Below are 16,210 nucleotides of genomic sequence, written 5' to 3'. Positions count from 1 at the left end.
CTTTATAATAGTATCCATGGTTATTGCATAAATAATAGAAAGTGTATGATACGCCTTCCATCCTATGGTAAGATATGGATTAAGGCCAAATAGGATGAAGCGCTGATGGAGGACCCTTTCATGTTTAAAAAAATAAAATTATGGAATACCCCCGAAAAACAAACCACGATTAACGAGAGGGTAACAAAAATATTAGCACACCCCATTCCAGAACATGTGGCGATAATTATGGACGGTAATGGAAGATGGGCGAAAAAACGAGCTTTACCTCGTGTTGCTGGTCATCACGAGGGAATGAGGACTGTTAGAAAGATTACGATGCTGGCTAATCAACTAAATATCAAAACATTAACCTTATATGCATTTTCAACCGAAAATTGGAAACGACCAAAATTCGAGGTCGATTATTTAATGGGACTGCCAGAGGAATTTTTAGGCAGTTTTTTACCGGAATTAATCGAAGAAAATGTGCGAGTTACGATGATTGGAGATAGAAGTCGGCTTCCTGCAAAGACAAAGAGAGTGGTGGATGATGCAATAGAGAAAACAAAAGGAAATACGGGTTTAAATTTGAATTTTGCATTAAATTATGGTGGAAGAGCTGAGATCATTGATGCAGTCAAAAATTTAGCTGATGATGTTAAAAATAATAAATTAACGCCTGATGAAATTACTGACTCGTGTTTTTCACGCTATTTAATGACTCAATCTCTAACTGATCCGGATTTACTAATACGAACTAGTGGAGAACTGCGATTAAGTAATTTTATGCTTTGGCAAATCGCCTATACCGAATTATGGTTTACCGATGTATTATGGCCGGATTTTTCTGAAACACAACTTATCGAAGCTGTCGAAGCCTTTCAACAGCGAACAAGACGATATGGTGGATTAAATGAAGAGGAGTCCAAAAGATGAAGGAAAGAATCATTACTGCAGCTATACTAATAGCTATTTTTATACCAATGGTCATTATTGGAGGCATACCATTTTTATTATTGACTTATGTGATGGCAACTATTGCTCTCTATGAACTATTACAAATGAGGAAATTATCTATTTTTTCTTTTCATGGAGCATTAGCAACGTTGTTCCTCTGGATATTTCTGTTGCCTCCTCATTTATATGATAAACTCTATCTTTTTAGTTTGTCGAAAATGGAGATATCCTTTGTTATAGTGTTAATTTTACTCTCTTATACGGTCATCGTAAAAAATAACTTTAATTTTGATCAAGCCGGTTTTTCCTTTTTTTCGATATTTTACATTGGAATAGGTTTTTACTACATGGTCCAAATTAGAGAACAAGGACTTGTATTATTATTTTTTGCCTTACTCGTTGTATGGATGACAGATTCAGGGGCTTATTTTGTTGGTAAATATTTGGGGAAACGTAAACTTTGGCCAGAAATTAGTCCTAATAAAACAATTGGTGGTTTTATTGGCGGAATTCTATCAGCTATTTTAGTTGCGATTGTTTTTGCCATTTTCACTAATATTCCAGTAACTACTGTTAAATTGTTAATTATCACAGTAATCCTGTCAATATTTGGACAACTAGGTGACTTGGCTGAATCTGCTTTGAAACGCCATTTTGCTGTCAAAGATTCAGGGCGGATTTTTCCAGGACATGGTGGGATGTTAGATCGATGTGACAGTTGGCTATTTGTATTACCACTATTGTACTTTTTATTAACCAAGCTCCCTTAATAGGGGAACTGAGACCAATAAAAATTATCCAGATGTGCTTTTAGCTATAAGGAGAGAACATAATGAAGTTAATAGGTTTATTAGGTGCGACCGGTTCAATTGGGACGCAAACCCTTGATATTATTAGAAATAATCCTGAGTATTATAAATTAGTGTCAATGTCGTCAGGAAGAAATATAGATTTAACAAGAAAAATTATTACAGAATTCAAACCTCAATTTGTCTCCGTACAGGAAAAAGCACATTGTGAACAATTGAAAAGTGAATTTCCCCACATTACAATTTCATATGGGAACGATGGACTAATCGATGCGGCTGTTCATAGTAAGGTGGATATTGTAATAAATGCTGTAATGGGAAGTGTTGGTTTAGAGCCAACCTTAATGGCGATTGAAGCGGGGAAAACGATTGGACTAGCCAACAAAGAAACACTCGTGACGGCTGGTCATATTGTTATGGACGTGGCAAAGCAAAAGCAAGTACCGATCATTCCGGTTGACAGTGAGCACTCGGCTATTTTTCAATGCCTGAATGGGGAAAGTAAGGGAAATGTATCACGATTAATTCTTACTGCTTCAGGTGGAAGCTTCAGAGATCTTACAAGGGAAGAGCTTAGAGAAGTGACAGTCGAGCAAGCCTTAGCCCACCCAAATTGGTCAATGGGGTCCAAAATAACGATTGATTCTGCTACAATGATGAATAAAGGATTAGAGGTAATTGAAGCTTATTGGTTGTTCGGAATTGCTTATGATCAAATTGACGTCATCCAGCATAGAGAAAGTATTATTCACTCAATGGTTGAGTATCATGATAGTAGTGTTATAGCTCAATTAGGGAGTCCGGATATGAAAGTTCCGATTCAATATGCACTTAGTTATCCGGAACGATTACCTCTCCAGAATGGGGAGTCACTTGATCTTGTAAAAATCGGGAAACTTCATTTTGAAGAAATGGATACAGAACGTTTTCCATGTTTGCGATTTGCCTATGAGGCGGGTAAGATAGGAGGCTCTATGCCAACCGTATTAAATGCAGCAAATGAAGTGGCAGTGAACCAGTTTCTAAATGGTAAAATTTCCTTTTTAATGATTGAAACTTTAATAGAAAAAGCCCTCACACATCATCAACATATTAAAAATCCTGATTTATTAACTATTCGGGAAGTTGATACCGAAACTAGAAATTATGTTCATTCACTCTCTTTATAAAGGTGGTTATGCCGGTTGAATACAATTATATCGTTTATTATCATTTTCGGGGCTCTAGTATTTTTCCATGAATTTGGACACTTTATTTTTGCAAAAAGAGCGGGAATTTTAGTAAGAGAATTTGCTATCGGTTTTGGTCCAAAGGTTTTTTCTTATAAAAAGAACGAGACAATATATACAATTCGATTACTTCCTATTGGCGGATATGTCAGAATGGCTGGCGAGGATCCAGAAATGGCAGAAATTAAACCAGGTCATAGAATTGGTCTCCTCCTTGATGATAATGAGATTGTCACGAAAATAATTCTGAATGGCCGTGATCGCTTTCCAAATGCCCGAACCATTGAAGTGGAAAAAGCTGACTTAGAACATCAATTATTTATTAGTGGATATGAGGATGTTGAAGATGATTTGCTACAAACTTTCCAACTTTCTCGTGAAGCCGTCATTGTAGAGAATCAAACTGAAACTCAAATCGCGCCATGGGATCGCCAATTTGCTTCGAAAAAGCTTAGTAGCAGAGCGATGACAATTTTCGCTGGCCCATTGTTTAATTTTATTTTAGCTGTAGTTGTTTTCACAGTTATCTCTATGATCCAAGGGGTGCCTGTGAAAGAAGCTGTTTTTGGAAATATATTGCCAGATAGTCCAGCAAAAGAAGCTGGATTTCAAGAAGGTGATATCGTCTTAAGTATCGATGGCTCTGAAGTAAAGTCATTTACCGACATGACAACCATTGTGAGAGCACATCCAAATGAAGAATTATTATTCACGATTGAAAGAGACCAACAAACATTAGAAATTCCTGTTGTTCCAGAAAAACAAGAGGTGGAAGAAAGTGAGCCGATTGGTTTAATTGGGGTTCAGGCAGAATTAGATAAATCCTTTAGTAAGATTGCATTAAGTGGTTTTCAAGAAACGTATTTAATGACAATTGAAATTTTTAAGTTACTCGGACAACTTGTAACAGGGAATTTCTCTATAGATATGCTCTCTGGCCCAGTTGGAATTTATAAAACAACTGAAACAGTTGCGAAAACAGGGCTGTTAAACCTTCTTCGCTGGACTGGTTTACTCAGCATTAACCTAGGTATTATGAATCTTTTACCTATTCCTGCTCTTGATGGTGGACGGCTCTTATTTTTTGGAGTGGAAGCTTTGAGAGGAAAACCTGTCGATCGGCAAATGGAGGGTGTTGTTCATTTTATCGGCTTTGCGTTGCTTATGCTACTAATGATTGTTGTTACCTGGAATGATATTCAGAGATTTTTTATACATTAATATTGTAAAAGTCGAGGTGCCAAGATGAGACAAAGTATGACGTTAATTCCTACACTTCGTGAAGTTCCTGCTGATGCAGAAGTAAAAAGCCATCAGCTCCTTCTTCGCGCAGGGTTTATTAAACAAACGGCTAGTGGTGTGTATACTTATATGCCACTAGCCAAACGAACGTTAGATAAAATAGAAAAGATTATTAGGGAAGAAATGGAAAACGCTGGGGCGGCGGAAATTTTAATGCCTACATTGCAACCAGCTGAGCTATGGCAGGAATCAGGCCGTTGGGATAGCTATGGGGCAGAGTTAATGCGCATGGAAGATAGGCATGGACGTGAGTTCGCGCTGGGACCTACTCATGAAGAAGTAATTACTTCGATTGTGAAAGATGAACTGAAATCATATAAACGCCTTCCACTAACTTTATACCAAATCCAAACGAAATTCCGTGATGAAAAACGCCCAAGATTTGGTCTGTTACGTGGACGTGAGTTTATTATGAAGGATGCCTATTCCTTCCACGCTAGTCAAGAAAGCCTTGATAAAGTTTATGATAAAATCTACGAAGCTTATAATAATATCTTCTCAAGATGTGGTTTAGATTTTCGTGCTGTTCTAGCTGATTCAGGAGCAATCGGCGGAAAAGATACACAAGAATTTATGGTCTTATCAGAGATCGGTGAAGATACGATTGCTTATTCTGACTCCTCCTCATATGCCGCAAATATTGAAATGGCTGACGTAAAACGTACATATGAGCGACCAACTGAAGCTGAACAAATATTAACAAAGGTAGAAACGCCAAATCAAAAAACGATTGAAGAGGTATCTTCCTTTTTAAAAGTTGCAGCAGAGCAGTGTATAAAATCGCTTGTTTTTAATGTTGATGGAGAATTTGTATTGATCCTTGTCCGTGGGGATCATGAAATTAATGATATAAAAGTGAAAAATTTATTACAGGCTGATTCCGTTGAGCTAGCAGAGCATGCCAGTGTTGAAAAACTACTAGGATGTTCAGTAGGTTCAATTGGACCTGTTCAATTGCCAAAAGAAGTTAAAATCTATGCTGATCTTGCCATACAGTCGATGATAAATGCTGTATGTGGTGCAAATGAAGAGGGGTACCATTTTACTGGTGTTATACCTGAAAGAGATTTTAAAGTAGATGAATATGCAGATCTACGCTTTATACAAGAGGGAGACCCTTCACCAGATGGGAATGGCACGATTCGTTTTGCTCGTGGAATTGAGGTAGGGCATATTTTTAAATTAGGAACAAAATATAGTGACGCATTAGAAGCTAAATATTTAGATGAAAATGGAAAAGCACAAAGCATTATAATGGGGTGCTATGGAATTGGAGTTTCGCGTACCCTTTCTGCTATTGCTGAACAATACAACGATGAAAATGGACTGAAATGGCCAAAAAATATTGCTCCATATCAAGTTCATTTGATTCCGATCAATATGAAGAATGAACAACAAAAAGACCTAACTGAAAGTTTATATCAAGAATTGCAGTCGCAAGGCTTTGAGGTATTAATGGATGATCGTTTAGAACGTCCAGGTGTTAAATTTAAAGATGCTGATTTAATTGGTTTGCCGATAAGAGTCACAGTTGGTAAAAAAGCTACAGACGGCATCCTTGAAGTTAAAATAAGAAATTCAAATGAAGTATTGGAGATTGAAAAATCCGATCTACAAGCGACAATTGCCCAATTATTAAAAAGTGGTGAGTAATTCAAGATACCTTTAGGTTCATGCTCAAAATGAGTTTGGCTAAAGGTGCTGACGTCAATAGCAACATCATGATAGTAGTACATCCTGTACATCGAAAGTTCGAAGTGGCAAGACTTCGATCAGCAGACTTGTACAGGATGTATTCACTTCTGCGTTGTCCTGGGACGTTGGCGTTCCTTAGTAGAAATGACTTTATTATTCAAAGCGGCATTTTTACCAGTTTTTTGAACAGCTTCTAAAAGGGTACCATATTCCGTTAGAAAATCATTATAAAGGATGGGAGAGAGAAAAATGGCTAATGATCCCGCCTCTAGAAGAGAGAGATTTCAAGTACTATTACAACAATTAGAACTGACTGCTGATGTAAATGTTCCTTATTTTCAGCATGCCGAAATTACGAAATTAGTTGTAGATCGAACACAAAAAAAATGGCATTTTTCTTTTCAATTTAAAAAAGTACTTCCATATGAATTATTTATTCAATTTGCTCAAAGACTGCAACAGTCTTTTCAACATATTGCATCTATTAGTTTTGAAATTTCAACAGAAGAATCCACCGTTACGGAAGAAACGGTACAGGCCTATTGGACTCATTGCCTTAAAGAACTAGATGGTATATCCCCAGTATTATTATCCTTATTAAATAATCAGGTACCACAAGTAAATGGGAATATCATCTTAATCAATGCTAGAAATGATACGGAATTGCAAACTTTAAAACGTAAATACAGCCAAATCATTCAAGACATTTTTAGGAAATTCGGCTTTCCTGCTTTGCAATTGGATGGTCAGATAATGAATCAAGATGAAACAAATGATGATTATCAGAAATTCCTTGAAGCAAAGCAAAAAGAGGATGAAGAAAGGGCTAAGCAAGCTGTAATCGAGATGCAGAAACAGGAAACTGAAAAAGAAAGTAGAAAAGGAATCCCTAGTGGCCCCCTAACTATTGGAATAACAATCAATCCGACAGAAGAAATCATAAGTCTAAAAAATATAGTTGATGAAGAAAGAAGAATCACTGTGGAGGGCTATATTTTTGATGCAGAAACAAGAGAACTTCGGAGTGGGCGTACACTTTTAACATTTAAAATAACAGACTATACGGATTCGATACTTGTTAAAATGTTTTCTAGAGATAAAGAAGATGCGGAAATTCTCAAACAAGTATCAAAGGGTATGTGGGTTAGAGCGCGAGGGAGTATTCAGAACGATACTTTTGTCCGCGATCTAGTAATGATTGCGAATGATATAAATGAAGTTAAGCCAAAAGAGCGGATTGACAAGGTAGAAGAAAAAAGAGTTGAACTTCATCTACACACAACCATGAGTCAAATGGATGGTCTAACATCGATGTCTAATTATGTAGCTCAAGCTAAAAAATGGGGACATAAAGCAATTGCTGTAACGGATCATGCTGTTGTTCAGTCTTTTCCAGAGGCATATAGTGCAGGGAAAAAACATGATATAAAAATCATTTATGGATTGGAAGCCAATCTTGTCGATGATGGTGTACCGATTGCCTATAATAGTATACATCTTAAATTAGAAGATTCAGAGTTTGTAGTGTTTGACGTGGAAACGACAGGTCTCTCTGCGATATATGACACGATTATTGAATTAGCAGCAGTTAAGATTCGTGGTGGAGAGATTGTTGATACTTTCGAAAGTTTTGCTAACCCCCATCATCCACTTTCCAATACAACGATTGATCTTACAGGAATCACTGATGAGATGGTCCAAAATGCTCCTGACATCGATGCTGTTTTACATCGGTTCCATGAATGGACAGGAGATGCTATTTATGTTGCTCATAATGCATCATTTGACATGGGATTTTTAAATACAGGTTATCAAAGGTATGACCTTGGAAAATCAACGAATCCAGTCATTGATACATTAGAGCTCGCAAGATTATTATACCCACAATTGAAAAATCACCGATTAAATACTTTGGCTAAAAAGTTTGATATCGATCTTACTCAGCATCACCGTGCTATATATGATGCAGAGGCAACAGGTTATTTGTTTCTGAAAATGTTGAAAGATGCATCTGAAAAAGGAATCGAATATCATGATCAATTTAATGACTATATGGGAGAAGGAGAAGCCTATAAACGGGCACGTCCTTACCATTGTACGATTTTAGCTAAAAATGAAATTGGTTTAAAGAATTTATATAAATTAGTTTCTATTTCTCATCTTCATTACTTTTATCGAGTACCTCGTATTCCAAGATCTGTATTAGAAAAATATCGAGAAGGCTTGGTAATTGGTTCCGGATGTGACAAGGGCGAAGTCTTTGAAGCGATGATGCAAAAAGGACGCCAAGAGGCAGAAAAAGTCGCAAGTTTTTACGATTATTTTGAAGTCCACCCTAAACCTGTGTATGCCCCATTAATTGAAATGGAGCTTGTCAGAGATCAAAAGGACTTGGAAGATATCATTACAAACATTATTGATATGGGGGAAAAAATGGATATTCCTGTTGTAGCAACGGGGAATGTGCATTATTTAAATGAGGAAAATAAAATTAATCGGCAAATATTAATCAATTCTCAAGGTGGGGCCAATCCATTAAATCGTCATCGACTTCCGTCTGTTCATTTTCGTACAACGGATGAAATGTTAGCTGAATTTTCTTTTCTAGGTGATGACAAGGCCCGTAAAATTGTGGTGGAGAACTCTAACGCAATTACGGATTCCTTAGAGTCGATTAAGCCAATTAAAGATGACTTATATACGCCGAAAATTGAAGGGGCCGAAGAGGAAATACGTTCCATGAGTTATGGTCGAGCGAAGAGCATCTACGGAGATCCATTACCAGAGATCATCGAAGCGAGACTTGAAAAAGAATTAAAAAGTATAATTGGACACGGTTTTGCTGTTATCTATCTAATCTCACATAAATTAGTAAAAAAATCTTTGGATGATGGATATCTAGTTGGATCAAGGGGTTCGGTTGGTTCCTCTTTAGTAGCGACGATGACAGAAATTACCGAGGTTAACCCACTGCCTCCACACTATGTCTGTCCAGAATGTAAGCATTCTATCTTTTTTGATGATGGCTCAGTTGGATCTGGTTTTGATTTACCTGATAAAGATTGCGAAAACTGTGGGACACCCTATAAAAAAGATGGACATGATATCCCATTTGAAACATTCCTTGGATTTAAAGGGGATAAGGTTCCTGATATCGATCTTAACTTTTCTGGAGAATATCAGCCACAGGCTCATAATTATACGAAGGTTCTGTTTGGAGAAGATTATGTCTATAGAGCTGGAACAATTGGTACTGTTGCTGAAAAAACGGCTTATGGTTATGTGAAAGGTTATGCCCAAGACCATAATCTTCAACAGAGAGGTGCAGAAGTCGATCGACTTGTACAAGGATGTACAGGTGTTAAACGAACGACAGGACAGCATCCCGGCGGTATCATCGTTGTCCCAGACGATATGGAAATTTATGATTTTACGCCCATTCAGTTTCCGGCAGACGATGTAGGCTCAGAGTGGAGGACAACTCATTATGATTTCCATTCAATCGACAGCAATCTGCTCAAACTAGATATACTTGGACACGATGATCCGACTGTTATCAGGATGTTGCAAGATTTGAGTGGTATTGATCCTAAGACAATACCTACGGACGATGCAGAAGTAATGAAAATATTTACCGGTACGGAATCTCTCGGTGTGACAGAAGAACAGATCATGTGTAAGACAGGGACATTAGGTATTCCAGAATTCGGGACTCGTTTTGTTCGGCAAATGTTAGAGGACACAAAACCTACCACTTTTTCAGAACTTGTCCAAATCTCAGGCCTATCTCACGGAACCGACGTATGGCTAGGAAATGCCCAAGAATTAATCCATAACAAAACATGTACTCTGTCAGAGGTAATTGGCTGCCGGGATGATATCATGGTTTATTTAATTTACCAAGGGTTAGATTCTTCACTTGCCTTTAAAATTATGGAATCTGTTCGTAAGGGGAAAGGTTTACCTCCAGAATGGGAAGAAGAAATGAGAAAAAATAATGTCCCTGAGTGGTATATAGATTCTTGTAAAAAAATTAAATATATGTTCCCAAAGGCTCACGCAGCTGCGTATGTGTTAATGGCTGTAAGAATTGCTTATTTTAAAGTTCATCATCCTCTTTATTATTATGCAGCTTATTTTACTGTCAGAGCAGAAGACTTTGACCTTATTGCAATGAATCGCGGTTCACAAGCCATTCGTACACGAATTCAAGAAATTAATGCTAAAGGATTAGATGCAGCTCCAAAGGAAAAGAGTGTTTTAACTGTACTGGAACTTGCGTTAGAGATGTGTGAGAGAGGATTTAAATTTAAGCAAGTTGATCTCTACCGTTCTAGTGCAACAGACTTTATTATTGATGGGGATGCATTAATTCCTCCTTTTAATGCAATTCCAGGGCTCGGCACGAATGCAGCTTTAAATATCGTCAAAGCTCGAGAAGAAGGAGAATTTCTCTCTAAAGAAGATTTGCAAAAACGCGGAAAAGTATCTAAAACAATTATCGAGTATCTTGATCAACAAGGTATTTTGCAGGATCTCCCAGATCAAAACCAATTATCGTTATTTTAATTGTCCATAATGGAGTCTGATCTATAACTTGTTGAAAGCTAGATAGAAAAAAGTTCATGTTTCAAGGAGTAATTAAGAATTTTCATTTTAATCAACATTACTCACTATTCAGAAATGGCAAGCTTCGTGTTTGCAACTACTTAGTGATTGTGGTATATTTTTTATGGATATACTATGAATAACTCTCTGTTAAAAAGAGTGGGCGCCCCCCACTCTTTCGTATTGTCACAACAAATTTGATTATAGTATGCGTTCAAAAACTCCGATAAAAAGAGTCAGGTCGGCTAAAGGCTGACGCTAAGCAAACAACGACACTAGTTCATATTGTACGTCGAAAGTTTGGGGCGGTGCCGTTTCGCATAGCGGGCTTGAACAGGAAGTACTGACTTCCGTGTTGGCGATTGTCGTGGGTGCTTTTGATTGAAACCCTATTCCTGTTACAGGATCACAAGGAAGATACCTCGGGTCCGCACCACATGAAAAAATGTTTTTTTCGGCATGGAGGAATAAGTAACTAAATTTATGCGTGTTGTAGTGACTTTGATGTTTGAGACTAATGTGGCTTTTATTCAAAGATCCCCATTACGCATTGTCATTTTTACCGGATTATTTGAACAACCACTTATAACTTTGAAATTCTGGAGGTAATTATGAGCAAAGTAACAGACCTCGTTGAAGAGCTCGCAAGGCCGATTCTTGATGATATGGAACTAGAATTAGTTGATATTGAATATGTAAAAGAAGGAAAAAACTGGTTTCTACGCCTATTTATCGATAAGGAAAATGGCGTTGATATTGAAGAATGTGGTCTTGTTAGTGAGCGACTAAGTGCACAACTAGATGAAATTGATCCAATTCCTCATAATTATTTTTTGGAAGTATCTTCACCCGGAGCAGAACGTCCACTAAAAAAAGAGAAGGATTTTATGAAGGCAATCGGCAAAATGGTACACATTAATCTCTATGAACCGATGGATGGTGATAAGTCCATTGAAGGTCGTCTCACTGCCTTTGATAATCAAATTCTCACACTTGAAGTGAAAGAAAAAACACGAATGAAAAAGATTGAACTGCCATTAAATAAAGTATCAAAAGCTAGATTAGCTGTAGAATTTTAAAGGGGATGACATTTAATGAGTTCAGAGTTATTGGATGCTCTCATTATTTTAGAAAAGGAAAAGGGAATCAGCAGAGAAGTCTTAATAGAAGCAATTGAAGCTGCGCTCGTATCAGCATATAAAAGAAATTTCAATCAAGCGCAAAATGTTCGTGTTGATCTAAATTTAGGAACGGGAACGATGCGGGTTTTCGCAAGAAAAGATGTAGTTGAAGAGGTTTTTGATTCAAGACTAGAAATTTCTATCGATGAAGCGAAGAAAATAAACCCTGCATATGAAATTGAAGATATTGTTGAGTTGGAAGTAACACCGAAGGATTTTGGTCGTATTGCTGCTCAAACAGCTAAACAAGTAGTTACTCAACGAGTTCGTGAAGCAGAACGTGGGATTATTTATTCTGAATTTATTGACCGTGAAGATGATATTATGACAGGGATTGTTCAACGCTATGATTCCAAGTTCATCTATGTCAGTCTTGGTAAAATCGAGGCGATTTTACCACAAAGTGAACAAATGCCGAATGAAGTGTATAAGCCGCATGACCGCATTAAGGTATACATTACTAAAGTAGAGAAAACAACAAAAGGTCCGCAAATCTATGTTTCCCGAACCCATCCAGGTCTATTGAAAAGACTTTTTGAAATCGAAGTTCCAGAGATTTATGATGGAACGGTAGAATTGCGATCTGTTGCGCGTGAAGCCGGAGACCGTTCGAAAATTTCGGTAAGTACTGATTATCCCGAAGTAGATCCTGTAGGTTCTTGTGTTGGACCCAAAGGATCCAGAGTTCAGGCAATTGTAGATGAACTCAAAGGCGAAAAAATCGATATAGTTGAATGGTCAGCTGATCCGAAAGTGTTTGTTGCTAATGCTCTAAGTCCATCTAAAGTTTTAGAAGTTATAATAGACGAAGAAGACAAGGCAACAACAGTAATTGTACCAGACTATCAGCTTTCTCTTGCAATTGGTAAAAGGGGCCAAAACGCAAGACTTGCTGCAAAGCTTACAGGTTGGAAAATTGATATTAAAAGTGAAACAGATGCCCGTGAAGCCGGAATATATCCTTTAAATAATGATCTGTTTTTTGAAGAAGAAGATACCTCAGAGGTAACATTCGATTTAACCGAGGATGAGATCGAATAGGGGGGGGAGAAAAAATGGCTCGCAAAAAAGTGCCATTGAGAAAATGCCTAGCAACGGGTGAAATGAAACCTAAAAAAGAAATGATGCGAATTGTCCGCTCTAAAGAAGGGGAAGTTTCGATTGATCCTACAGGTAAAAAACCTGGAAGGGGAGCGTATGTTTCTTTAAGTGAAGAAGCAATATTAAGCGCAAAAAAGAGTAATGTATTTGCTAATCAATTGAATGCTAAAGTAGAGGATTCTCTTTATGATGAATTACTTACCTTAGTTCAGAAAGATGAGTCAAAATGAGAAAGCAGGACCCTTGGATGAACCTGCTTGGTTTGGCAAATCGAGCTAGAAAAATAATTTCAGGGGAAGAATTGGTGTTAAAGGAAATTAAGGCGCAAAAGGCAAAATTAATTTTAATTTCCAAAGATGCATCAATGAATACTTCTAAAAAAATACAGGATAAATGTACTTTTTACCATGTTCCTTTCCGCTTTGTAGAATCCAGAGAAAAACTCGGCCACTCTATAGGAAAGGATGAAAGAGTGGTTGTGGCTGTCCTGGAAGAAGGTTTCGCAAAGAAACTTATTTCAATGCTCGATGATTAAAACGGGGGTGAACCGATGAGTAAGGTACGAGTTTATGAATATGCAAAAAAGCAAAACAAAACAAGTAAAGAAATTATTAATAAATTAAAAGAAATGAATATTGAAGTAGGAAATCATATGTCGATGATTGATTCTCAAACAATTAGTCGACTTGATGCTACTTATCAGAAAAACGAAAAATCTACGGATAAGTCAAATGAGAAAAAGAGTTTCCCAAGAAAGAATGAACAACATAAGCCATCACAATCAAATCAGAAAAATCGCCATCATCATGGTCAACAAAGACCACCTTTTCAGAAAAATGATGCGAAAAAATCACAAACAAAGGGAAATGATCAGCAAAATAGATCAAACCAGTCTGTTAAGCAGTCTTCTGTTCAACAACAGACAGATAAAAAACAAAAAATGGAGCAAAGTAAACCACATATGAATAATAAAGGATCTCAAACAGCTTCACACGGTGGGAATAAAGGTTTTAACAAAAATAAAAAAGGTAACCAGAACAGAAATAACCATAGAAATAGAACAAATACGCCATCACCTCAATCAGCTCCAAAGAAACAAAAAGAGTTACCGGAAAAAATTGTTTTCACGGAGTCTTTATCTGTTGGTGAATTAGCTAAAAAGTTGCATAGAGAGCCATCTGAGATTATAAAGAAACTCTTTTTACTCGGTGTTATGGCTACGATCAATCAAGAATTGGATCGGGATGCTATTGAATTAATTTGTAGTGAGTATGGCGTAGAAGTGGAAGAAGAAATCCTAGTGGATACAACAGATCTAGAAGTCTATTTTACTGAGGACGAAAATGCTGAATTGCAGGAGCGACCAGCTGTTGTTACCATCATGGGGCATGTTGACCACGGGAAAACAACCTTGTTAGACTCTTTACGTCATACAAAAGTGACAGCAGGAGAAGCTGGGGGGATTACTCAGCATATCGGTGCTTACCAAATTGAGGAAAATGGTAAAAAGATTACTTTCCTTGATACACCTGGGCATGCCGCGTTCACGACAATGAGAGCAAGAGGAGCAAAAATTACTGATATTACGATTCTTGTTGTTGCAGCAGATGATGGGGTTATGCCGCAAACTGTCGAGGCAATCAACCATGCAAAAGCAGCAGAAGTACCAATCATTGTGGCTGTGAACAAAATGGATAAGCCAACGGCTAATCCAGACCGGGTTATGCAAGAACTAACAGAACATGGCCTTGTCCCAGAAGATTGGGGTGGCGATACGATCTTTGTTCCAATTTCTGCCTTAAAGGGTGAAGGAATAGACAATTTACTAGAAATGATTCTGTTAGTAAGTGAAGTTGAGGAATTAAAGGCTAATCCGACACGCAATGCAATGGGGACAGTAATTGAAGCTCAACTAGATAAAGGTAGGGGATCTGTAGCTACACTTCTAGTTCAGAATGGAACCTTAAATGTTGGGGATCCTATAGTTGCCGGCAATACTTTTGGCCGAGTCCGCGCCATGGTAAATGATATAGGTAGAAGAGTGAAAACAGCATCACCTTCAACGCCAGTCGAAATTACAGGTCTAAACGATGTTCCACAAGCTGGAGACCGCTTCGTTGTATTTGCGGATGAAAAAACAGCACGCCAAATTGGGGAAACTAGAGCTCAACAAGCTCTACTTGCTTCTAGGGGCGAAAGTTCTCGGGTAAGTCTAGATACACTATTTGAGCAAATGAAGCAAGGTGAAATGAAGGATTTGAACGTCATTGTGAAGGCAGATGTTCAAGGGACTGTTGAAGCTTTAGCTGCTGCCCTTAGACAAATAGATGTCGAAGGTGTCAACGTTAAAATTATTCATACAGCTGTTGGGGCTATTAATGAATCAGATATTACCCTTGCCGCCGCGTCAAATGCTATTGTAATCGGCTTTAATGTCCGTCCAGATGTAAATGCTAAACGTGCTGCTGATTCTGAGAAAGTAGATGTACGTTTGCACAGAGTGATATATAAAGCCATTGAAGAAATTGAATCAGCAATGAAAGGGATGTTGGACCCTGAATTTAAGGAAGAAGTCATCGGGCAAGCAGAGGTCCGCCAAACTTTCAAAGTATCTAAAATTGGTACAATTGCAGGTTCTTATGTGACAGATGGAAAAATCACTCGTGATAGTGGTGTGCGCATCATTAGGAATGGCATTGTCATCTATGAAGGAGAAATTGATGATTTGAAACGCTTCAAAGATGATGTGAAAGAAGTTAATCAAGGATATGAATGTGGAATTACAATTAAAAACTTCAATGATCTTAAAGAAGAAGATGTTATTGAAGCATTCGTTATGAAGGAAATTGAACGAGCTTGATCGGTTTTGTCGAACTGGAATTTAGAATTCATGATGCACACTCCTTAAAAGAAAAGAGAGCTGTTTTGCAACGAACTCTAACAAGGTTACGACAGAAATTTAATATATCTGTAGCAGAAACTGGACAACAGGATGTTTGGCAATTATCAAGCATCTCTCTAGTTACTGTATCTTCATCAAGACAAATTGCTGAGCGTGAAATAGAACGTGCAATAAAATTTCTAGACTCTTTTCCTGAGTGGGAAAGAATTGATACAAAATATGAATGGCTCTAACTTGCTAAAAGTAGTAAAAGTGCCAAATAACTAGTTGGTTAGCTTTTCCTTTCTTTAGAAAAGGCTAGCTAGCCGACATTGTTATTTTTAAAGTATAACTGTTCTGGGCGCCAGCGGTGAGAGGCTACAGAAGCGGATCCATTGACGTGACGCCAGGACGGCATCTTTATTAGTCGCTGTATTTACTATTAGAGCTGTGCCAATTAAAACG

General features: G+C 37.6%; 12 protein-coding genes. All 12 read left to right on the top strand.

The genetic code is table 11. The annotated features are described in order from the left end of the window. The first annotated feature begins 120 nt into the window (after nt 1-120). The 12 genes from J2Z23_RS02685 to J2Z23_RS02630 all read left to right on the top strand — a co-directional run bounded on the left by J2Z23_RS02685 (nt 121) and on the right by J2Z23_RS02630 (nt 15,999). On the top strand, nt 121-918 hold the full coding sequence (locus J2Z23_RS02685) for an isoprenyl transferase (protein ID WP_057986590.1): 798 nt from the start codon (nt 121-123) through the stop codon (nt 916-918). Beyond that, nucleotides 915-1,709 (top strand): phosphatidate cytidylyltransferase, encoded by a 795-nt coding sequence (locus J2Z23_RS02680; protein WP_057986587.1) that lies wholly within the window; start codon nt 915-917, stop codon nt 1,707-1,709. The genes J2Z23_RS02685 and J2Z23_RS02680 overlap by 4 nt, the downstream gene beginning before the upstream one ends. Before the next feature lie 62 nt (nt 1,710-1,771). Continuing rightward, nucleotides 1,772-2,917, top strand: coding sequence for a 1-deoxy-D-xylulose-5-phosphate reductoisomerase (dxr, locus tag J2Z23_RS02675; RefSeq protein WP_209973167.1), 1,146 nt, complete (start codon nt 1,772-1,774; stop codon nt 2,915-2,917). Between the two features lie 15 nt (nt 2,918-2,932). Continuing rightward, nucleotides 2,933-4,198 (top strand): RIP metalloprotease RseP, encoded by a 1,266-nt coding sequence (gene rseP, locus J2Z23_RS02670; protein ID WP_057986583.1) that lies wholly within the window; start codon nt 2,933-2,935, stop codon nt 4,196-4,198. Nucleotides 4,199-4,222: 24 nt separating this feature from the next. After that, the gene (locus J2Z23_RS02665; RefSeq protein WP_209973165.1) at nt 4,223-5,932 is read left to right on the top strand and encodes a proline--tRNA ligase; all 1,710 of its coding nucleotides are present in this window, start codon (nt 4,223-4,225) and stop codon (nt 5,930-5,932) included. Between the two features lie 276 nt (nt 5,933-6,208). Beyond that, nucleotides 6,209-10,543 carry a PolC-type DNA polymerase III gene (locus J2Z23_RS02660; protein ID WP_420798606.1) on the top strand — a complete coding sequence of 1,445 codons (4,335 nt, stop codon included), beginning with the start codon at nt 6,209-6,211 and terminating at the stop codon, nt 10,541-10,543. Between the two features lie 650 nt (nt 10,544-11,193). Then, nucleotides 11,194-11,661, top strand: a complete 468-nt coding sequence (gene rimP, locus J2Z23_RS02655; RefSeq protein WP_057986577.1) for a ribosome maturation factor RimP — start codon at nt 11,194-11,196, stop codon at nt 11,659-11,661. A 15-nt stretch (nt 11,662-11,676) separates the two neighbouring features. Further along, the gene (gene nusA / locus J2Z23_RS02650; protein WP_057986575.1) at nt 11,677-12,804 is read left to right on the top strand and encodes a transcription termination factor NusA; all 1,128 of its coding nucleotides are present in this window, start codon (nt 11,677-11,679) and stop codon (nt 12,802-12,804) included. A 14-nt stretch (nt 12,805-12,818) separates the two neighbouring features. Then, a complete protein-coding gene (gene rnpM / locus J2Z23_RS02645; RefSeq protein WP_057986573.1) occupies nt 12,819-13,094 on the top strand; it encodes an RNase P modulator RnpM in 276 nt (91 codons plus the stop codon). Beyond that, nucleotides 13,091-13,399 carry a YlxQ family RNA-binding protein gene (locus J2Z23_RS02640; RefSeq protein WP_057986571.1) on the top strand — a complete coding sequence of 103 codons (309 nt, stop codon included), beginning with the start codon at nt 13,091-13,093 and terminating at the stop codon, nt 13,397-13,399. Before rnpM ends, J2Z23_RS02640 begins: the two co-directional genes overlap by 4 nt. Nucleotides 13,400-13,414: 15 nt before the next feature. Then, the gene (gene infB, locus J2Z23_RS02635) at nt 13,415-15,724 is read left to right on the top strand and encodes a translation initiation factor IF-2 (RefSeq protein WP_057986569.1); all 2,310 of its coding nucleotides are present in this window, start codon (nt 13,415-13,417) and stop codon (nt 15,722-15,724) included. Then, nucleotides 15,721-15,999, top strand: coding sequence for a DUF503 domain-containing protein (locus tag J2Z23_RS02630; protein ID WP_057986567.1), 279 nt, complete (start codon nt 15,721-15,723; stop codon nt 15,997-15,999). The genes infB and J2Z23_RS02630 overlap by 4 nt, the downstream gene beginning before the upstream one ends. Nucleotides 16,000-16,210: the final 211 nt, after the last annotated feature.

Origin of the sequence: Lederbergia galactosidilytica, assembly GCF_017873565.1 — a bacterium.
Classification (GTDB): domain Bacteria; phylum Bacillota; class Bacilli; order Bacillales; family Bacillaceae_C; genus Lederbergia; species Lederbergia galactosidilytica.
Note: the sequence above shows the minus strand (reverse complement) of the source record. Positions and strands in the feature narration are given on the sequence as shown.